14 protein-coding genes and 1 pseudogene are annotated in these 19,561 nt (G+C 67.1%); 7 read left to right on the forward strand and 8 right to left on the reverse strand.

Annotation, left to right across the window (positions count from 1 at the left end):
• The first annotated feature begins 117 nt into the window (after window positions 1–117).
• The 3 genes and pseudogenes from QUV35_RS11940 to QUV35_RS11950 form a co-directional block, all read left to right on the forward strand.
• Window positions 118–2,445 (forward strand): NADP-dependent malic enzyme, encoded by a 2,328-nt coding sequence (locus QUV35_RS11940; RefSeq protein ID WP_300874085.1) that lies wholly within the window; start codon window positions 118–120, stop codon window positions 2,443–2,445.
• A 281-nt stretch (window positions 2,446–2,726) separates the two neighbouring features.
• A complete protein-coding gene (locus QUV35_RS11945; protein WP_300874087.1) occupies window positions 2,727–3,101 on the forward strand; it encodes a ribonuclease domain-containing protein in 375 nt (124 codons plus the stop codon).
• A gap of 54 nt (window positions 3,102–3,155) precedes the next feature.
• A pseudogene (locus tag QUV35_RS11950) lies at window positions 3,156–3,551 on the forward strand (barstar family protein); the annotation flags it as partial.
• Window positions 3,552–3,761: 210 nt separating this feature from the next.
• Here the strand turns inward: QUV35_RS11950 and rsmA are convergent.
• From rsmA to QUV35_RS11965, 3 genes are read right to left on the reverse strand one after another with little or no spacing between them, the layout of a single operon-like run.
• Window positions 3,762–4,526: a 16S rRNA (adenine(1518)-N(6)/adenine(1519)-N(6))-dimethyltransferase RsmA gene (rsmA, locus tag QUV35_RS11955; RefSeq protein WP_300874089.1), complete on the reverse strand. Its 765-nt coding sequence runs from the start codon at window positions 4,524–4,526 to the stop codon at window positions 3,762–3,764.
• Between the two features lie 28 nt (window positions 4,527–4,554).
• A complete protein-coding gene (locus QUV35_RS11960; RefSeq protein ID WP_300874092.1) occupies window positions 4,555–5,931 on the reverse strand; it encodes a peptidylprolyl isomerase in 1,377 nt (458 codons plus the stop codon).
• Window positions 5,924–8,446 carry an LPS-assembly protein LptD gene (locus QUV35_RS11965; RefSeq protein WP_300874094.1) on the reverse strand — a complete coding sequence of 841 codons (2,523 nt, stop codon included), beginning with the start codon at window positions 8,444–8,446 and terminating at the stop codon, window positions 5,924–5,926. Before QUV35_RS11965 ends, QUV35_RS11960 begins: the two co-directional genes overlap by 8 nt.
• 86 nt (window positions 8,447–8,532) lie before the next feature.
• Here QUV35_RS11965 and QUV35_RS11970 point away from each other — a divergent pair, with 86 nt between their 5' ends.
• From QUV35_RS11970 to QUV35_RS11985, 4 genes are read left to right on the forward strand one after another with little or no spacing between them, the layout of a single operon-like run.
• On the forward strand, window positions 8,533–9,624 hold the full coding sequence (locus QUV35_RS11970) for a phosphotransferase (RefSeq protein WP_300874097.1): 1,092 nt from the start codon (window positions 8,533–8,535) through the stop codon (window positions 9,622–9,624).
• Window positions 9,624–10,367, forward strand: a complete 744-nt coding sequence (locus QUV35_RS11975; RefSeq protein ID WP_300874099.1) for a 16S rRNA (uracil(1498)-N(3))-methyltransferase — start codon at window positions 9,624–9,626, stop codon at window positions 10,365–10,367. Before QUV35_RS11970 ends, QUV35_RS11975 begins: the two co-directional genes overlap by 1 nt.
• A complete protein-coding gene (locus QUV35_RS11980) occupies window positions 10,364–11,539 on the forward strand; it encodes an MFS transporter (protein ID WP_300874102.1) in 1,176 nt (391 codons plus the stop codon). The genes QUV35_RS11975 and QUV35_RS11980 overlap by 4 nt, the downstream gene beginning before the upstream one ends.
• 24 nt (window positions 11,540–11,563) lie before the next feature.
• Entirely contained in the window at window positions 11,564–12,061 is a 498-nt protein-coding gene (locus QUV35_RS11985; protein WP_300874105.1) for a YidB family protein, read from the forward strand.
• Between the two features lie 4 nt (window positions 12,062–12,065).
• On the opposite strand, the gene QUV35_RS11990 is transcribed toward QUV35_RS11985, so the two are convergent.
• From QUV35_RS11990 to QUV35_RS12010, 5 genes are all read right to left on the reverse strand, one after another.
• On the reverse strand, window positions 12,066–12,929 hold the full coding sequence (locus QUV35_RS11990; RefSeq protein ID WP_300874106.1) for an alpha/beta hydrolase: 864 nt from the start codon (window positions 12,927–12,929) through the stop codon (window positions 12,066–12,068).
• Between the two features lie 74 nt (window positions 12,930–13,003).
• Window positions 13,004–14,506, reverse strand: a complete 1,503-nt coding sequence (locus tag QUV35_RS11995; protein ID WP_300874109.1) for a M20/M25/M40 family metallo-hydrolase — start codon at window positions 14,504–14,506, stop codon at window positions 13,004–13,006.
• A 115-nt stretch (window positions 14,507–14,621) separates the two neighbouring features.
• Entirely contained in the window at window positions 14,622–16,193 is a 1,572-nt protein-coding gene (locus QUV35_RS12000) for a methyl-accepting chemotaxis protein (RefSeq protein ID WP_300874111.1), read from the reverse strand.
• A gap of 58 nt (window positions 16,194–16,251) precedes the next feature.
• On the reverse strand, window positions 16,252–17,691 hold the full coding sequence (locus QUV35_RS12005) for a methyl-accepting chemotaxis protein (RefSeq protein ID WP_300874114.1): 1,440 nt from the start codon (window positions 17,689–17,691) through the stop codon (window positions 16,252–16,254).
• Window positions 17,692–17,760: 69 nt separating this feature from the next.
• On the reverse strand, window positions 17,761–19,545 hold the full coding sequence (locus tag QUV35_RS12010; RefSeq protein WP_300874116.1) for a methyl-accepting chemotaxis protein: 1,785 nt from the start codon (window positions 19,543–19,545) through the stop codon (window positions 17,761–17,763).
• Window positions 19,546–19,561 lie beyond the last annotated feature (16 nt).

The raw sequence follows: 19,561 nt of genomic DNA on the forward strand, positions 1-19,561 counted from the left end.
GTCAGCACCGCCGCAACCGATTGCGCAGTTCTACCGACTGGGGTTTTCCCGGTCACAGAACTAGAATGCGCAATTGCCTTTCACATAGCAAGATTCAGAACGACCGGAGACCAGATCATGACGATGGACAACAGCCCCGAGAACAAACGCGCCGAGTTGCGCCGCGCCGCCCTCGAATACCACGAGTTCCCGACACCCGGCAAAGTGTCCATCGCCGCCACCAAGCAGCTCACCAACCAGCGCGATCTGGCCCTGGCCTACTCCCCCGGCGTTGCTGCTCCCTGTGAAGAAATCGTGGCGGACCCGGTCAATGCCTTCAAGTACACCAGCCGCGGCAATCTGGTGGCCGTCATCACCAACGGCACCGCCGTGCTCGGCCTGGGCGACATCGGCCCGCTGGCGGCCAAGCCGGTCATGGAAGGCAAGGGGGTGCTGTTCAAGAAGTTCTCGGGCATCGATGTGTTCGACATCGAGATCAACGAGAAGGACCCCGACAAACTTGTCGAGATCATTGCCTCGCTCGAACCCACTTTCGGCGGCATCAACCTCGAGGACATCAAGGCGCCGGACTGCTTCTACATCGAGCGCAAGTTGCGCGAGCGCATGAAGATCCCGGTGTTCCACGACGACCAGCACGGCACGGCCATCGTGGTCGGTGCGGCCATCTTCAACGGCCTGAAAGTGGCCGGCAAAGACCCGAAAAGCGTCAAGCTCGTGACCTCCGGCGCGGGCGCCGCCGCGCTGGCCTGCCTGGGTCTGCTGGTCAAGCTGGGCATCCCGCGCGAGAACATCTGGGTGACCGATCTGGCCGGCGTGGTGTACGAGGGCCGCACCGAGCTCATGGACGAGGACAAGATCGTCTTCGCGCAGAAAACCGGGCAACGCACCCTGCGCGAGGTGATCGCCGGCGCCGACATTTTCCTGGGCCTGTCCGCCGGTGGTGTGCTCAAGCAGGACATGGTGGCGAGCATGGCCGCGAATCCGCTGATCTTCGCGCTGGCCAACCCCAATCCGGAGATCCTGCCTGAAGAGGTGAGGGCCGTTCGCAGCGACGCCATCATGGCCACCGGCCGCAGCGACTACCCCAACCAGGTCAACAACGTCCTGTGCTTCCCCTACATCTTCCGGGGCGCGCTGGACGCGGGCGCCTCCACGATCACGATCGAGATGGAGATTGCCGCGGTGCATGCCATCGCAGAACTCGCCCAGGCCGAGCAGAGCGACGTGATCGCCGCGGCCTACGCCGGCGAGCAGCTGATGTTCGGCCCCGACTACCTCATCCCCAAACCGTTCGACCCGCGCCTGATGATGAAGATCGCGCCGGCCGTGGCGCAAGCGGCGGCCGACAGCGGCGTCGCGCTGCGCCCGGTCACCGACATGGCGGCCTACCGCGAGCGCCTGCAGAGCTTCGTGTTCGCCTCGGGCACGATCATGAAGCCGATCTACGCCGCGGCCAAAACCGCCGCGCGCAAACGGGTGGCCTACGCCGAGGGTGAGGAAGAACGCGTGCTGCGCGCCTGCCAGATCGTGGTGGACGAAGGTCTGGCCCGACCCACGCTGATCGGCCGCCCGGCCGTCATCGCACAGCGCATCGAGAAGTTCGGTCTGCGCCTGCGCGAGGAACTCGACTACGACATCGTCAACGTCGAGCAGGATGCGCGTTACCGGGACTTCTGGCAGACCTACCACCGAATGACCGAGCGCAAGGGTGTGACCGCCCAGCTGGCCAAGATCGAGATGCGCCGGCGCCTCACGCTGATCGGCTCCATGCTGCTGCACAAGGGTGAGGTCGACGGTCTGATCTGCGGCACCTGGGGCAACACGCACAACCACCTCGAATACATCGATCAGGTGATCGGCAAGCGCGCCGGCGGCAGCCCGAGGACGGCACAGGACGTGCGCATCTACGCCTGCATGAACGGCCTCATGCTGCCCGGTCGCCAGGTGTTTCTGGTCGACACCCATGTGAACCACGACCCGACAGCCGAACAGCTGTGCGAGATCACCGTCATGGCGGCCGAGGAAATCCTGCGCTTCGGGCTGCAGCCCAAGGCGGCCCTGTTGTCCCATTCCAATTTCGGTTCGAGCAACCAGCCCAGCGCGCTCAAGATGCGCCGCACGCTGGAGCTGCTGCGGGAGCAGGCACCGTGGCTGGAGGTGGACGGGGAAATGCACGGAGATGTGGCATTGGACCCGGAAGCACGCGCCACGATGATGCCCAACTCGACCCTCAAGGGCGCGGCCAACCTGCTGGTGCTGCCCAACATCGACGCCGCGAACATCGCCTACAACCTGCTCAAGACGGCAGCCGGCGGCAACATCGCCATCGGCCCGGTGCTGCTGGGCGCAGACAAGCCGGTGCACATCCTCACCGCCAGCGCCACCGTGCGCCGCATCGTGAACATGACAGCACTCACCGTGGCCGACGCCAACGTTTCCCGTTGAAGCCTGAGCAAATAGCAAGCGCTAACTTTTTTTCACATTTCAAGCCGCTTCGTTTGCCCGATTTTTCAGCAAGTGCTTGCGTTTTCAAGGCGCCTCAGGCACAATAGCGCGCTTGGAATACAGGGTTAACCCGCCCCGCGACACCGCTGCAAATGCCACCCGATGGGGTGTGTTTGGCCGGTGTTGGTGGCGGGTTGATTGCATCAGGAGCAAGGGATTTCATGGACCTGAAGCGGATCCGGGCGCGGATCGGGAGTGTGAGGGCCGTGGCAACACTGTCCTTGGCACTGGTTCTGACGGCTTCGCTGGGCACCTTTCTGGTGCAGGCTCGAGGTCCGGCAGACCCGACCTTCTCCAGCGCCGCAGCCGTTTCCCTCGCCGAATCCGGCTTGCCCCCCCAGGGCCGGCAAGTGATGGCGCTGATACGGCAGGGTGGACCCTTTCGGTACGAGAAGGACGGCACGGTGTTCGGCAACCGGGAGCGGTTGCTGCCCGACCAGCGGCGAGGGTTCTACCGTGAGTACACGGTGCCCACCCCCAGTCTGGGTCATCGGGGTGCGAGAAGGATCGTGTGTGGTGGCTTGCAGCCCAGGACGCCTGAGGCCTGTTATTACACCGAAGACCACTACAGCAGCTTTCGGCTGATCCTGCAGTGACTCTTGGGTGGTGCGAACGGTTTTTTAACTTTGACCTTTGAAAGAGACGCGGAGATGGACACGCCACTTCGTAACGTACGACCCAATATCGTTCAGTCGATTCGCGCCCATGGCGTGAAAGACCTGCAGGCTGCGGCCGAGCACTTGGGCCATCACTTCCTGTATGCCAACCTGGCCAAGGCCCAGAGCAAGCAGGACGTGCTGGAATTGATCGCGGCGCAATACACCCTGCCTTCGCACTTCGGCAAGAACTTCGACGCGCTCTACGACTGCATGACCGACATGGTCCACAAGTCGGGACCGCAGACCGGTTTCATCGTCGTGCTGGAGCACATCCCTGCGCACGCGAAGTTCGACAAGGAAGCGCGCGAGCAGCTGCTCGACATCTTCCGCGACGCCGCTGACTACTGGTCGGACCGCAAGATCCCGTTCCGCTGCTTCTACTCGTTCTCGGTGGCTCGCTCACCCAAAGGCGAAGAGCAGATCGAAGTGCAGAGCGACGAGCCCATGCCCACGGACAAGATCCTGGATGTGAGCCCGATGGCGCTGCGCATGAGCAGTCCCTTCAACGCCGGCTACTGGCTGGCTGCGGCCTGATCGGACGCCCCCGCGCCGCGTCTGCGGTGTTCCGGAGAGCCGCTGCCTTTGCAGCGGCTTTTTTCATGCCTGCGTGGCCTGGGCCAGGGCAATGTATTCGCTCACCGGCACTTCTTCGGCACGGCGCTGCAGGTCGAACGCTCCGCTGAAGCCTTGCTCATCGAGCCACCGGCCGAGGGTGTTGCGCAGGATCTTGCGGCGCTGGCTGAAGGCCACCTGCACCATCGCTGAAAACCGGGCGACGTCGATGGCCGGCGGTTCGGCCAGGGGCAGCATGCGCACGATGGCACTGTCCACACGCGGAGGCGGATCAAAGCTCTGCGGCGGAACGAACAGCACGTTGTCCATCGCGTAGCGCCACTGCAGCATCACCGACAACCGGCTGTAGTCGGAGGTGGCCGGGCGAGCCACCATGCGGTCGATCACTTCCTTCTGCAGCATGAAGTGCTGATCCTGGACGACGGCCACATGCTCGAGCAGGTGAAACAGGATGGGCGTGGAAATGTTGTAGGGCAGGTTGCCCACCACACGCAGTTTCGGTGCGCCCAGCTGGCTGGCCAGCGCGGTGAAATCAACCTTCAGCACGTCGGACTCCACCACCGAGAGTTGCGCGTGGGCACGCAAACGCAGCGCGAGGTCGCGGTCCAGCTCGATCACGGTGAGACGCCCCAACCGCTCCACCAGCGGTTGCGTGAGCGCGGCGAGACCGGGGCCGATCTCCACCATCGCGTCGCCTGGCTGCGGTGAGATCGCATCCACGATGGCGTCGATGATGGCGCCATCGGTCAGAAAGTGCTGACCGAAGCGCTTGCGTGCGATGTGCTTCATGCGAAGGCAGCCGGGCGGGCCCGGCGCATCACGGCTGGGGCGCGTCGCGGAATTCCACGTAGGCGCGTCCACGAACGTCCTGCACCCAGGTGCGCAAGGCTTCCGTGGCCTTTTGTTGACGCACGAGCGAGCGCACCATCTCACGCTGATCGCGCGCCGAGAGCGTGCTCTGGCGACGCTCCTCCACCCGGATGAGGTGCACACCGAAGCGCGACACCACCGGCGGCGAGATCTCGCCCGGACGCAGGCGGTTCATCGCGGCTTCGAACTCGGGCACGAATTGCCCGGCCTGGGCCCAGCCCAGGCTGCCTCCCTCCTGTGCCGAACCGTCCTGGCTGTGTTCGCGGGCCAATGCCTCGAACGTGGCCTGGCCGCTGGCGATTTGTTGTCGGAAGCCGGCCAGCCGTGCCACGGCATCGGCCTCGCTGAGTTGTGGGCCCAGTCGCAGCAGGATGTGGCGCGCCCGGGTCTCGTTGACCATGGCATCCGGCAGGCCGGACTGGCGCTTCTCGATCACCTTGAGCACGTGGAAACCGGCCGGGCTGCGCACAGGGCCGGCAATGCTTCCCGCGCTCAGCGAGCGGGTCACCTCAACGAAGAGTTCGGGCAGGCGCTCGGCGGGGCGCAGACCGAACTGCCCGCCGTTGGCGCGTTCCGCCCCGTCGGAGAACTCGCGGGCCAGTTCGGCGAAGTCGCCACCCGCGCGGGCCCGATCGGCCACGCCTTGTGCGCGCACCTGCAGGGTCTGCACCCGTTCGGCCGGCGCGTCCTCGGGCACCGCCACGAACACCTGTGCCAGGTTGAGCTGCAGGCTGGTGACGTCGTTGCGACCCTGGCGCTCGCGAATGAAATCGTCGATGTCGGCTTCGCTCACACGAACCTTCGACTCCACCTCGCGCTCGCGCAAGCGCTGCAGCAGGATCTGGTTGCGCAGATCGTTTCGCAGCTGGTTGATGTCGACGCCCTCGGCCGCGATGCGGCGGCGAAATTCCTCGGGCGTGAGCTGGTTCTGCGCAGCAATCGACTGCTCGGCCTGCGTCAGCGCTGCTTCTTCCACCCGGATGCCGAGTTCGGCAGCGAGCTGCAACTGGGCCCGCTCGCTGATGATCTGCTCCAGGACCTGGCGGGCGAGCTGCTCGCGCGCAGGCAGGGCGCTCGACTGCTGGCTGAGTTGTTGCTCCACCCGCATGAGGCGCTGACGCACTTCGCTGTTGGTCACCGGCTCCGAATTGACCAGGGCGACGATGAAGTCGGCGGTGCGAGGACCGGCAGACGGCTGCGTGACCGGCGCCCGCAGGCCGCTGGAGGGGCGCAGTGCCTGGGCCTGCGCCAGCGGGGCGGCCAGCATCGAGCAGCACAGCAGCCACGAGGCGGCTCGGGAGATGGGTGGAAAGCGGTCAGTCATATTGTTGGAACCGGCTGGGCGGGTTGATTTCTTCGCGCAGGTACTGGTAGCGCGGCACATTGTCTTTGAGGGTTTTCAGCGGGTTGGAGCCCAGGCGGGAGAAGCCGCTGAACTCCAGCTGGAACAGGATACGCTGATTGGCCGAGGCATTGCTGCGCTGCAGGCGCTCCAGCACGATGCGCCCGAGCCAGCAGCCGGCGTCGAATTCGAAGCCGGCCACGAGGTCGACGATCTTGCGGTCGGGCACGCTGTAGTTGATGCGGCCCACGCTGTACCACTGGCCGGGGCCGAGGGCACGGCCGCGCACTTCGGTGCGTGCAGGTTCGCCAAACAGGTCGTTGAGCGGCCACTGCCAGCCCACATCGAACTGTTCGCTGCTGCCGCGCTGAAGGCGGTACGCCGCGCTGACCACGCGGAAGTTGCTCGGGGTGTAGCGCCCGCTGAGCGTGGTTCGAACCGATTCGCGGTTGCCCGGGCTGTACTGCACATTGGCGTCGGTCAGCCATCGGGAACTCCACTGCACGCGCGCGGCCAGCAGGATGTCGCTCAGGCGTTCGTTGACCGGGTCGCCGCCGGGCAGGCCGCTGGCGTTGGGCAGGAACACTTCCTGATCCCGGAACAGGTAGCGCTGCGCCACACCCAGGCGCACCACCTCGGCGCCACTGTCGGGGTCGAGCAGGCGGGAACTCACGCCCACGGTGAGTGCGCGTGTGTCCGAGATGCGGTCGTTGCCACCGAACGCGTTTTCGGTGTAGATCGAGGCCAGGTTGAAGTCGTTGGCCGCCGAGTCGTAGTTGGGCAGCAGGCGCTGGTCGCGGTAGGGCGTCCAGGTGAAAAAGGCGCGGGGCTCGAGCGTCTGGGTGAAACGGCGACCGAAGTAGCCGGCGTCGCGTTCGAACACCAGCCCGCTGTCCAGACTGAACGTGGGCAACACGCGCGAGGCGCTGCGCGCGCCGTTGGCCAGCGCAGTGTCGAAGCTGTACTGCGTGGCATGCAGCTGCGCGCGCGGGGTGATGAACAGGCCCGGCGTCTGGAAGCGCCGGCTGATCTGGGCGACCGTCAAAGCGCGCGAACCATTGGTCTGGCGGGTCAGCCCGGGCACCGACTGGAAGCGCGTGTACTCGCTCAGCACCGACCAGTCGACGCCGCTCAGGCTGGCCACCTGCGCGTCGCTGCGGCCGTAACGCACCGCCACCGAAGGCAGGCGGTCGTACGGTGGGGTGATGGGTGCGTCGATGTCCTGCAGCGTTTGCCAGGTGTAGGCCCCGGCGCTCACCGCCCACGGCCCCTGCGCCCAGTTGTAGGCCACGTCGCTGGCGAGCAGGCGGGTGGTCAGCGAGGTGGTTGCGCGCGGAAAGTCGCGCCAGTAGTCGTCGTCGCTCACCCGGTTGAGGTTGACGTACAGGCCCGCGGACCCGTCGAAAGCCAGCTTGCTGCCGGTGAGGTTCTGGTTGTGCTGGGCCGAGTAGCCCCAGCGGTTGGCACCGCGCAACTGGTCGGACGCCATGAAGGCGCCGCGCACCTGGCCGGCGTAAGTGGGCTGCAGGTAGCGCAGCTCGCCGCCGAGGTCCACGCCGCGCTTGCTCATCAGCGTGGGGTAGAGCGTGGCATCGAGGTTGGGCGCGATGTTCAGGTAGTACGGCAGCGTGACTTCCAGGCCGCTGATGTTGTCGAGGTTCAGCGTGGGCGGCAACAGCCCCGACTTGCGCGCATCGCTCAGCGGGAAGGTGAAATAGGGCCAGCCGAGGATCGGCACGCCCTTGAACTCCAGCACACCGCCCGTGGCCGCTGCGGTCTGGGCGACGTTGTCGAATTCGATGCGCGTGGCCCGCACCAGCCAGTCCGGCATCCAGTCGGCACCCGGGGTGCGCGGGCAGGTGGAGTAGCGCGCGTCGTGCGCCACGGCCTTGTCTTCTCCGAGAAAGTCCACCCGGCTGGCGTCGCCCTTGCCTTCGTTCTTCAGCAGATTGAAGGTGGGCTGGGTGAACGTGCCTTCGAAGGTCTCGACATCGAGCTGCAGCTCCGGGCCCTCGAAACGGTCCCCACTGCGGTTGATCAGCACGTTGCCCCTGGCGCGGGCTTCGTTGTTGCGCTGGTCGAGTTGCAGCCGGTCGGCGCGGATCACGGTGTCGTGGCGGCGCAGTTCGGCCTTGCCCTCGACCGCCGTGATGCCGTCGGTCTGGCCTTCGATGCGCTCACCCGAAATGAAGGACGGCGCCAGCCGCTTCGCGTCGTCGGGCAACGCCTCCAGCAGCATGTCGCTGGAGCGCAGCAGCACGCCTGGCCGCGCGGCGTCATCACCGTCGCCCGACTGGGCCTGACCCAGGGTGTGCGCGCCCAGCGCCAGCACCGCCATCAGCCCGCGAACCGCCAGCGCCACGGGCGCCACCCGGGGCCGGGCGTGTGTTCGCCCACCGGGCATGGCTGGAACGCAGGGTGGGTGGGTGCGGCGATTCAAGGGGAAGGTGTGATGGACCGGGCTGACCGAAAGCAGGCGCAAGGCGCGGGTCAGCACAGGGGGTTTGTAGAATCAGCGGCCATTATCCACTGCCCGTTCGTGCGCCCGGCCCATTGACAGGCGGCGAAAAAACTCCTTTCAGCATGACCCAGTCCAACACCGCCGTCGAGTGGGCCGATCCCAGGCGCGAAAACGCTTTTGCCGCCTGGATGGCGCCGCTCGCCGAGCGCCTGGGCCTGCGCCCGGGCACGCTGCGCGCGGCGTCTGCCGATGCCAGCTTCCGGCGCTACCTGCGCATCGACGCGCAGGCCGGGCACAGCCTGATCGTGATGGATGCCCCGCCCGCGCAGGAGAACTGCCAGCCCTTCGTGCACGTGGCCTCGCTCATGCGGGAGGCCGGCCTGCTGGTGCCCGAGGTGCTCGCCTGGGACGAGCCGCAGGGCTTCATGCTGCTCAGCGACCTGGGTCACGAGACCATGCTCGATCGCATCGACCCGGACAATGCCCAGGCGAACCATGGGCGCTACATGCAGGCGCTCGACGCGCTGCTCGCGTGGCAGCTGTCATCGAAGCCCGGCGTGCTGCCCCCGTACAGCGAGGCCCTGTTGCGCCGCGAGCTGCAGTTGTTCCCGGACTGGTACCTGCGGGAGCACAAACGGTTTGAGCTCAACGACACGCAGGCGAACACCTTGCAGAAGGCCTTCGACTCGATCGTGGCGCACAACCTCCATGCGCCCGGCGTCTATGTGCACCGCGACTTCATGCCGAGGAACCTGATGCTGCCCCGCGAGCCCGGCAACACCCCGGCGCAACAACTCGGTGTGCTGGACTTCCAGGACGCGGTGCACGGCCCCATCACCTACGACGTCGCCAGCCTGATGCGCGACGCCTTCCTGAGCTGGGACGAGGACTTCGTCATCGACGTCACGGTGCGTTACTGGGAAAAGGCGCGCAAGGCCGGCCTGATGGACTTCGAAGACTGGCATGCCGACTTCGGCGCGTTCTACCGCTCGGTCGAGTGGATGGGCCTGCAGCGCCACCTGAAAGTGGCGGGCATCTTCGCGCGGCTCACGTTGCGCGACGGCAAGCCCAGGTATCTGGCCGACACGCCGCGCTTCATCGGCTACATCCGCCACACCGCGCACCGCTACCGGGCGCTCGGCCCGTTCCTGCAACTGATCGACGAGGTCGAGGGCCTGCAGGCCGCATCGGGCTACGCCTTCGGGCGCCTCTGATGCCCCGGTTTCACTGCCCCGCGCCGCTGATCGCCGGCCAGAGCCTTGCGCTGCCCGCTTCCGCGGCGCGCCATGTGCAGGTGCTGCGACTGCAGCCCGGGCAGGGCATCACCCTGTTCAACGGCGAAGGCGGTGAGTGGCAGGCCACCATCACCCGCATGGGCCGCAGCGAGGTGGACGTGACCGTGGAGGCGCACACGGCCACCGAGCGCGAGCCCGGCCGCGCCGTGACGCTGGCCATGGGCATGCCCGCCAATGACCGCATGGACTGGCTGGTCGAGAAGGCCGCCGAACTCGGCGTGGCCGCGCTGCAGCCGCTGCACACCGCCCACAGCGTGCTGCGCCTGTCGGGCGAGCGCGCCGCCAAAAAGCAGGCGCACTGGCAGTCGGTGGCGGTCGCCGCTTGTGAACAGTGCGGCGGCAACCGCCCGCCCACCGTGGCGCCCGTGGCCGACCTTGCCGCCTGGCTCAAGGCGCTGCCCCGGGTCGACGCTGCAACGCCCACCTTGCGCTGCCTGCTCTCGCTGGCCGAAGGCACCGAGCCGCTGGCCCGGGTCGTGCAAACCGTGGCGAGCGACACGCCCGTGTGTTTTCTCAGCGGACCCGAGGGAGGTCTGAATCCCCAGGAAGAGGCTCAAGCCCGCGCCGCCGGTTTTCTGCCCGTCACCCTGGGCCCGCGCGTGCTGCGCGCCGAGACCGCCGCGCTGGCGGCCCTCGTCATGACCACAACCACCTCCCCATGAACAAAAACCTCTGGCTGCTGGCCGCCGCACAAGGCCTGTTTCTCACCAACAACGTGGTGTTCATCGCCATCAACGGTCTGGTCGGGCTGTCACTGGCGCCCCTGGGCTGGATGGCCACGCTGCCGGTGATGGGCTATGTGGTGGGCGGGGCCTTGTCGACGCCCTTGGTGGCGCGCACGCAGAGCGCGTTCGGGCGAAAGGTCTCGTTCCAGATCGGCCTGCTGGTGGCGCTGGCCTCAGCCCTGCTGTGCGCCTGGGCGGTCATGAACAGCCACTTCTGGCTGCTGGTGGCGGCCACCGTGATCGCGGGCTATTACAGCGCCAACGGACAGCTCTACCGCTTCGCCGCGGCCGAACTGAGCGCGCCGGCATTCCGCGAAAAGGCCGTGTCCCTGGTGCTGGCCGGGGGACTGGTGGGCGCGGTGCTCGGACCCAATCTGGCCAGCCGCACCCGCGGCCTGTTCGAGGTGCCCTTCGTGGGCGCCTACGTGTCGCTGGCGCTGGTGGCCTTGCTCTCCATGGCGGTGATGGCTTTTGTGCGTTTCCCGCCGGTGCCCCCGAAGGCCGCCCATGCCGACGCCGGCCGGCCGCTCGGCGTGATCATGCGCCAGCCGGTGTTCATCGTGGCCACCGCGGGCGCGGCCCTGGGTTACGGCGTGATGAACCTGCTCATGGCGGCCACGCCGCTGGCCATGCAGGTCTGCGGCTATCCGTTTGAAGACGCGGCACTGGTGCTCGAATGGCACGTCATCGGCATGTTCGCACCCGGCTTTTTCACCGGACACCTCATCAAGCGCTTCGGGGTGCTCAGCATCATGGGAGTGGGTGTGGCGCTCAACGTGGCCTGTGTGGTGATCGCGCTGTCGGGCGTGGAGCTGCACCAGTTCCTGATCGCCCTGTTCCTGCTCGGTGTGGGCTGGAATTTCCTCTTCACCGCCAGCACCACGCTCTCGTTGCAGTCGTACCGGCCCGAGGAAAAGGACCGGGCCCAGGCAGCCATCAACTTCTGCGTGTTCGCCACCATGGCCCTCACCTCGTTCGCCTCGGGAGCGCTGGTGACCACGCAAGGCTGGCAGTGGCTGAACCTGGGCTCGCTGCTGCCGCTGGCCCTCACCGCGCTGGCCCTGATCTGGCTTGCGTGGCGCGGTCGGCAGGCCCACAATCCGGCCTGAACGAACAGCCAACGGAGACGCGCCATGGGACTGCTGGATTCACTGATGGGGGCGGCCACGCAGGCCGCCATGGGCGCCCGGCGTGAGCCCGGCGCCGCACCGCCGGGCGGCGCCGGTGGCCTTGATCCCCAGTTGCTGATCACCCTGGTGAGCACGCTGTTTACCCATGGGGGTGGCCTGCAGGGTTTGCTGGCCAGGCTGCAATCGGCCGGGCTGGGCGAGACGGCGCAATCGTGGGTGGGGACCGGCGCCAACCAGCCGGTGAATCCAGAGCAGCTCGGACAAGCCCTGGGGCCGGACCTGATGGGCATGATCGCCGCCCAGCTCGGTGGCCGGCAGGAGGAAGCCTCCACCGCCCTGGCAGAGCTGCTGCCCGGTCTGATCGACCAGCTCACACCGCAGGGTCGGGTACCGGCCGACGATGGCCTGGGCGCGCTTGGCGACCTGCTCGGCACCCGGGGCAGCCCCGCCGGCGCCGATCTCATGGGCATGCTCGGCGGCTTGATGCAGCCGCGTCGCTGAATCCTCAGGCGGCCTGCGGACGTGGGGCCTGCACATCCAGCCAGGCCTTGAGCGTGCCGAACACCGCCGACGGATCGGCCTCGTTGAAGATCTCGTGATAGAGGCCTTCGAAGGCCTGGACGTGCACGGTGTTGCGTGGCGCCGCAGCGGCAAACGCGCGGCTGCCCTCCGGCTTCACCAGGTGGTCGTCGCCGGCGTACATGAGCAGGGTTGGAACGCTCCAGTGGGGTGCCGCAGCGAGCACGCGTGGCCCGTTGCTGTCGATGAAACGCGCCAGGCGGGCCGAGATGCGGTCGTGCACCCGGCGGTCTCTTTCGTACGCCGCCACGGTGGCGGGGTTGTGCGAGATCTTGCTGGCGTCCAGCCCGTTGGACAGGGTCTTGTTCGGCGCGTAGCGGTACATCAGGTCGATCAGCCTGCGCTGCACCAGGCCGAGCCCGGCCTGCAGCGCGGGTGATGACAGCACCAGCCCGTCGATCTTGCCGAGGCCACGCTGAACGAAGGTGGCCGACACCAGGCCACCCATGCTGTGACCCATGAGGATCAGTGGACAGGCCCAGGGTTCGGCGATGTGGCGGCGCGTGTCATCCAGCACCTCGGCCAGGTCTTCCAGCAGCGCGTCGTCGTCGGGCAGCGTGCCCTGCGCGCCGCCGGAGTCGCCATGGCCGCGCTGGTCGAAGGCGCGCACCACGAAACCCCAGTCGTTGAGGCGGCGAGCCACCGCGTCGTAGCGCCAGGCGTGCTCACCCAGTCCGTGCACGATGAGCACCACGCCGCGCGGGCGGCGTCGCATCGGCAGTGGCCAGTCGTACAGGGCCAGGTTGAGGCCGTCGCGCAGCGTGAAGGGCGCCTGGGTCGTGTCGGTCATGGTTCACCATCCATCGGCGGTGCGTCGCAGGAAACCACCCGGGATGCAGGTGCGGTGGGAGTGCGTCATGGGGTTCAAGGCATGCGGGCGATCACCTGCGCCACCGTGGCGGTCAGGCGTTGCGCGTAATCGAGGTGCAGGAACTCATTGGGGCCGTGCGCATTGCTCTTGGGGCCCAGCACGCCGCACACCATCATCTGGGCGGTGGGAAACCCCTTGCTGAGCATGTTCATGAGCGGAATGGTGCCGCCTTGCCCGATGGTGCCGCAGCCAGCGCCGAAATGCGCCTGCGAGGCGTCCTGCAGGGCGTGTTCGAACCACGGCGTGGTGGCCGGCGCGTTCCAGCCGCTGGCCGCCCCTTCGCCTTCGAAGGTGACCCGGGCCTGGTAGGGCGCGTTGTCCTCCAGCAGGGCCTTGAGTTCCTGCACCGCCCTGGGGGCGTCCACCAGCGGGGGCAGGCGCAGGCTCAGCTTGAAGGCGGTGTAGGGCCGCAACACGTTGCCGGCGTTGCGCAACTCGGGAAACCCGTCGGCCCCGGTGACCGACAGCGTGGGCCGCCAGGTGCGGTTGAGCAGCGCGTCCACCGGGTCGGTGGTGGTGGGCAGCGCGAACACGGTGGAGCCGCCGCAGTCGTGGTGCGCCCACGGAAACCGCTTGTGGATTTCGTCGCCCAGGATGGCGGCGGTGGCGCGCGCCTGTTCGACACGCTCGGCCGGCACCTCGCAGTGGAAGCTGGCCGGCAGCAACCGGCCAGTGGCACTGTCCTCCAGCCGGTCGAGGACCTGTCGCATGATGCGAAAGCTCGACGGCACCAGGCCCGACGCGTCGCCGGAATGGATGCCCTCGGTGAGGACCTCCACCTTGAGCACACCGCTGGCCATGCCGCGCAGGCTGGTGGTGAGCCAGAGCTGGTCGTAGTTGCCGGCGCCGCTGTCCAGGCAGATCACCAGGCCCACGTCGCCCAGCCGCGTGCGCAAGGTGTCCACGTAGGGCAGCAGGTCGCCGGAGCCGCTTTCCTCGCAGGTCTCGATCAGGCCGACGATGCGCGGATGCGCCGCGCCCTGGGCCTTGAGCGCCTTCAGCGCAGCGATGCTGGCGTACACCGCATAACCATCGTCGGCACCGCCGCGGCCGTAGAGCTTGCCGTTGTCGATCCTGGGTGTCCAGGGGCCGAGGTCGCTGCGCCAGCCGGTGAACTCGGGTTGCTTGTCGAGGTGGCCGTACATCAGCACGGTCTGGCCCGAGGCGGGCGCCGGCGTGCCGTCGCGCCCGGCGCAGGCCGGCACTTCAAAGAACAGCACCGGCGTGCGCGGCACACCACGGCCATCGTCGAGCTGGATGACCTCCAGCGTGAGGCCCTCGACCTGTTGCGCCTGCACCCAGTCGGCTGCGTCGCGCAGGACACGCGCGAGCAGACCGTGACTGGCCCAGTCGGGGTCGAACGCCGGCGATTTGGCTGGCACCTCGATGTAGCGCACCAGCTCGGGAATGATGGTCTGCGACCAGGCCGCATCGATGTGGCTTTGCAGGGCCTGCGGGTCCAGCGGTGGTGCGGCGTGGGGCAAACGGGCGTTCATGAAGGCGGTCTCCGACAGGGCGCCCCGCGAAGACCGGGACGGTTCCCGGAACAGTATAGGCAGAGCGGCGCTTTTGTGCCGTCGTCTGTGAGCTTTGTCGAGGGAACGCCGGGTCTCAGGCCGGCGCAGCGCCCGACAGGCGGAACACCCGAACCACCTCGGCCAGGCGGCCAGCCTGGTCCTTCAGGCTCTCGGCGGCTGCCGCACTCTCCTCGACCAGCGCGGCGTTCTGCTGCGTCATCTGGTCGAGCTGGCTGACGGCGGCGTTGACCTGGCCGATGCCCTGCGACTGCTCCTGGGCGGCGGTGGTGATGTCGCTGATGAAGGCGGAAACCTTCTCCGCGTTGGCGACGATTTCGCCGATGGTGCTGCCGGCCTGGGCCACCAGACGCGAACCGGTCTCGACCTTGCCCACACTGGCCTCGATCAACACCTTGATTTCCTTGGCAGCTTGCGCGCTGCGCTGCGCCAGGTTGCGCACCTCGGCCGCCACCACCGCAAAGCCGCGGCCCTGCTCGCCGGCACGCGCGGCCTCCACCGCGGCATTGAGGGCGAGGATGTTGGTCTGGAAAGCAATGCCGTCGATGACACCGATGATGTCGCCGATCTTCTGGCTGCTCTGGTTGATCTCGTTCATGGTGGTGACGACCTGGCTCACCACCTGGCCGCCGCGCACCGCAACCTCGGCATTGGCCACCGCCATCTGCGTGGCCTGACGCGCCGATTCGGCACTCTGGCGCACGGTGCTGTTGATCTGGTCGACGCTGGCAGCCGTCTGCTGCAGATTGCTCGCAGCCTGTTCCGTGCGCGCGCTCAGGTCCTGGTTGCCGCTGGCGATCTGTTCGCTGGCGGTGCCGATGCTGTCGGTGCTGTTGCGCACCTCGCCGACGATGCGCGAGAGCGAGTCCTGCATGGCGCCCAGGGCCTGCATGAGCGACGCCAGCTCGTCCCTGCCCGTGGTCTGAACCGGATGGGTCAGGTCTCCCCGGGTGATGGCCGAGGCCAGGCGCTGCGCCTGGTCGAGGGGCTGGCAGATGCTCTGCATGTTCGACAGCGTGGTGGGAACCACGACCAGCGCCGCCAGCGCCACCGCGAGGCCAAACACCAGCAGGGTCTGGGCATTGATGTCCCGTTCCTCCTGCTGCAGGCTCGCGGCCTCGACCTTGAGGACTTCTTCCACCCGCAGGAGATTGGCCAGCATGCCGGCGTACTGCTCGTGGGCGCGGCCCAGCATGCGGTTGGCCACGGTGGCGGTGTCGTAGCCGTTGTCAACCAGCTGGCGCGTCACCGGCTCCACCGCGTTGGTGTAGGCGGTGAGCTGGTCCTTCATGGCCCGAACGATGACGTTGTCATCGTCTTCCTCGCCCACCAGCATGTGGTCCATCTGCTGCAGGGCCGCGTCCCGGGCACCCTGCCATTGGGCTTTGGCCTTGAGCACCGCCTCGGGTTTTTCGTAGCCGATGATCATGTCTTTCTCAAATCGGCCCATGTCGCCCAGGGCGACCTGCAGGCGCGACAGCGTCAACGTCTCTTCAAAGGCGTGCTCCACGAATTCGACGCTGAGATCGTGCAGGCGGTTCATGCCCCAGAGGCCGGCGCCGCCGACCATGGTCAGCAGGATCAGCACGACGCCGATGGCCCCCACCATTCGGGTGCGGATGGAAAACTGGCGCATCAGGGTTTGCATGATCGATCTTCGCTTGGGCGTGGACAGAAAAATGAGCTTCGGATCGTCAGCAGCCCGTTCAGGCGCTGGCGGTGCGGAAGATCTTGATGACTTCGGTGAGGCGGCTGGCCTGGTCCTTGAGGCTCTCGGCAGCCGCCGCACTCTCCTCGACCAGCGCGGCGTTCTGCTGCGTCATCTGGTCGAGCTGGGTGACCGCCACGTTGACCTGCCCGATGCCGTCGCTCTGCTCGCCGGCGGCTGCCGTGATCTCGCCAATGATGTCGGAGACGCGCTGCACCGAGCCCACGATCTCGCTCATGGTCTGCCCCGCATCGGCCACCAGCCGCGATCCCGCCTCCACCCGGTCCACGCTGGCACCGATCAGGTTCTTGATCTCCTTGGCGGCTTCAGCGCTTCGCTGCGCCAGGTTGCGCACCTCGCCGGCCACCACCGCAAAGCCACGGCCCTGCTCACCCGCCCGCGCCGCTTCCACCGCCGCGTTCAGCGCCAGGATGTTGGTCTGGAAGGCGATGCCGTCGATCACGCCGATGATGTCGCTGATCTTCTTGCTGCTGTGGTTGATCTCGTCCATGGTCGTGACCACCTGACCCACCACCTGGCCACCGCGCACCGCGATCTCGGCCGCGCTGGCCGCCAGCTGGTTGGCCTGGCGCGCCGCATCGGCGCTCTGGCGCACCGTGCTGGTGAGCTGCTCCATGCTCGCCGCCGTCTCCTCCAGATTGCTCGCCGCCTGCTCCGTGCGCGCGCTCAGGTCCTGGTTGCCCGAGGCAATTTCACGGCTGGCCGATTCGATCGAGACGGCCGACGACTGGACGGACGCCACCGTGGTGTGCATTTTCTGCAAGGCGGCCTGCAAGGCTCGTGCACCGGAGGTGCTCACCGCCATGCCGCCGACATCGAGCGAAATGCTGTTCTGCTGGTCGATGGCCCGCACCAGTTGCACCAGCTCGGCACCCTCACGTGCGGTGCGCCCCATGCTCACAGCCAGCACCACTTCCAGCGCCGACTGGATCACCACGTAAGCCGCGTGCAGCATGACGCGCCAGAAGTTGGCCTCGGTGGTGCAGTAAAAGCCCAGGCCCATGGCCTGCAGCCGGTCGAACAGCACATGATGCACGGCGAAGAAGGCTGCAGCCAGCACGATCGGGCGCCAGTCCAGGTAGACCAGGACCAGCGCCAGGGTGACGAAGATGCCGAAGTGGAACTCGGATTCCCCATGGGCCAGTTGAATGTGCAACGCCACCAGGCAAGACAGCGCCACGGTGAGCAGCAGGCGCGAGGTCAGCGAACCGCGCCCCATCAGGTAGGTCGCCAGGCCCAGCCCTGAAAACACCAGGGCACCCACCACACCCAGCATGGGTTCGTAGTAGGTAAAGCCGATCACCACGGCGGCGAGCGCGCTCACGACGATGGCTGCGAGCATCACCCGGTCGCCCAGCACGGCCTGGGCGTTGTGAACATGAGGCTTCGGGGCCTGTGAAGCGTGCGAAATGGACATGGCGGTCGGTGTGCGTTTTCGATGTGGAAGGAAGGCGTTGCTGAGCGGCTCTCGCCGCTGCATCAGGACTCAGAAGCTTTCCCAGTCGCCTTCTGCACCGGCAGCGACCGCAGGACGGGAAGACACCACCGGCGCCGGGCGCGCGACCGGGGCCGGTGCCACCGGCTTGGGGTTCGCCTCGCTGGCCGTCGCGGGCCTGGATGCAACGGGCTTGTCGCTGGCCGGCTTGAGGCTGGCGGGTTTGTGAGCCGGCTTGAAGGTGCTGGCCGGCTTGGCCACCGCCACCGAAGCCGGCGCGCTGTAAGCCTGGGTGGCGTCGATGCGGAAGATCTTGATGACTTCGGTGAGGCGGCTGGCCTGGTCCTTGAGGCTTTCGGCAGCCGCCGCACTCTCCTCGACCAGCGCGGCGTTCTGCTGCGTCATCTGGTCGAGCTGGGTGACCGCCACGTTGACCTGCCCGATGCCGTCGCTCTGCTCGCCGGCGGCTGCCGTGATCTCGCCAATGATGTCGGAGACGCGCTGCACCGAGCCCACGATCTCGCTCATGGTCTGCCCCGCATCGGCCACCAGCCGCGATCCCGCCTCCACCCGGTCCACGCTGGCACCGATCAGGTTCTTGATCTCCTTGGCGGCTTCAGCGCTTCGCTGCGCCAGGTTGCGCACCTCGCCGGCCACCACCGCAAAGCCACGGCCCTGCTCACCCGCCCGCGCCGCTTCCACCGCCGCGTTCAGCGCCAGGATGTTGGTCTGGAAGGCGATGCCGTCGATCACGCCGATGATGTCGCTGATCTTCTTGCTGCTGTGGTTGATCTCGTCCATGGTCGTGACCACCTGACCCACCACCTGGCCACCGCGCACCGCGATCTCGGCCGCGCTGGCCGCCAGCTGGTTGGCCTGGCGCGCCGCATCGGCGCTCTGGCGCACCGTGCTGGTGAGCTGCTCCATGCTCGCCGCCGTCTCCTCCAGATTGCTCGCCGCCTGCTCCGTGCGCGCGCTCAGGTCCTGGTTGCCCGAGGCAATTTCGTACGACGCGGTGTTGATGCTGTCGGTGGCACTGCGCACCTGACCCACGGTCTGGATCAGCGAGGATTTCATCGCAGCCAGTCCGCGCAGCAGATCGCCCAGCTCATCCTGACGGGTGGTCTGCACCTCGCCATTCAGGTCGCCCGCAGCCACGGCGGTGGCAATGCCGACCGCTTCGCGCAGCGGTGCGGTCACCGACACGGTGATGCGCCAGGCCAGCAGACTGGCCAACAACATCGCCAGCGCAGCCAGCGAGATGATCAGGACTTCCTGGTTCCAGATCGTCTGGTTGGTGGCCGCCGAAGCGGCATCGAGCAGCTCGCGCTGGTACACCTGCAGCTTGCCCATGGTGTCGGTGTAGCGGTTGGCCGCCGGCAGAAGAGCGTTGTCCAACTGCTGGGCTGCGACGTCGAAGTCGCCGCCCTTGAGCGTGTCGAAGTAGGTTTTGCGCACGGAAATGTATTCGGTCCTGCGCTCTGCGATCTCCGTGAGCAAGGCCTTGCCTCGGTCGCTGGTGAGTTCGGCGTCCAGCGTTTTCTGCACCTCGTTGATGCGCTGGGTGGTCTGTGCGATCAGGGGCTTGAAGTAAGCATCCACCTCGGGATTGGCGCCCGACTTCGCCAGGGCAAGGACACGGTTGATGTTGAGCCGCGTGCTGGCCAGCCACTCGTCCGTGAGCGCCAGGCGCTGTTCCATCACCCCCACTCGTGCCATCGATTGCTTGGCGGCTTCCAGACCACTCCAGCCCACCGCCGTGATGGCGACCAGCAGCGTGAGCACACTGGCAAAGCCCAGTGCCAGGCGCCGGCCGATTTTGAGTTTGTCGAACATGTTGTGTCTCCAGAAA

The organism is Hydrogenophaga sp., from assembly GCF_030373225.1.
GTDB lineage: Bacteria > Pseudomonadota > Gammaproteobacteria > Burkholderiales > Burkholderiaceae_C > Hydrogenophaga.

What these genes read in the sequence shown, in the direction of transcription:
- QUV35_RS11985 (WP_300874105.1), top strand. Translation starts at nt 11,564, where the DNA reads ATGGGACTGCTGGATTCACTGATGGGGGCGGCCACGCAGGCCGCCATG.
- QUV35_RS11960 (WP_300874092.1), bottom strand. Translation starts at nt 5,931, where the DNA reads ATGACTGACCGCTTTCCACCCATCTCCCGAGCCGCCTCGTGGCTGCTG.
- QUV35_RS11980 (WP_300874102.1), top strand. Translation starts at nt 10,364, where the DNA reads ATGAACAAAAACCTCTGGCTGCTGGCCGCCGCACAAGGCCTGTTTCTC.
- rsmA (WP_300874089.1), bottom strand. Translation starts at nt 4,526, where the DNA reads ATGAAGCACATCGCACGCAAGCGCTTCGGTCAGCACTTTCTGACCGAT.
- QUV35_RS11990 (WP_300874106.1), bottom strand. Translation starts at nt 12,929, where the DNA reads ATGACCGACACGACCCAGGCGCCCTTCACGCTGCGCGACGGCCTCAAC.
- QUV35_RS11940 (WP_300874085.1), top strand. Translation starts at nt 118, where the DNA reads ATGACGATGGACAACAGCCCCGAGAACAAACGCGCCGAGTTGCGCCGC.
- QUV35_RS12010 (WP_300874116.1), bottom strand. Translation starts at nt 19,545, where the DNA reads ATGTTCGACAAACTCAAAATCGGCCGGCGCCTGGCACTGGGCTTTGCC.
- QUV35_RS12005 (WP_300874114.1), bottom strand. Translation starts at nt 17,691, where the DNA reads ATGTCCATTTCGCACGCTTCACAGGCCCCGAAGCCTCATGTTCACAAC.
- QUV35_RS11975 (WP_300874099.1), top strand. Translation starts at nt 9,624, where the DNA reads ATGCCCCGGTTTCACTGCCCCGCGCCGCTGATCGCCGGCCAGAGCCTT.
- QUV35_RS11970 (WP_300874097.1), top strand. Translation starts at nt 8,533, where the DNA reads ATGACCCAGTCCAACACCGCCGTCGAGTGGGCCGATCCCAGGCGCGAA.
- QUV35_RS12000 (WP_300874111.1), bottom strand. Translation starts at nt 16,193, where the DNA reads ATGCAAACCCTGATGCGCCAGTTTTCCATCCGCACCCGAATGGTGGGG.
- QUV35_RS11995 (WP_300874109.1), bottom strand. Translation starts at nt 14,506, where the DNA reads ATGAACGCCCGTTTGCCCCACGCCGCACCACCGCTGGACCCGCAGGCC.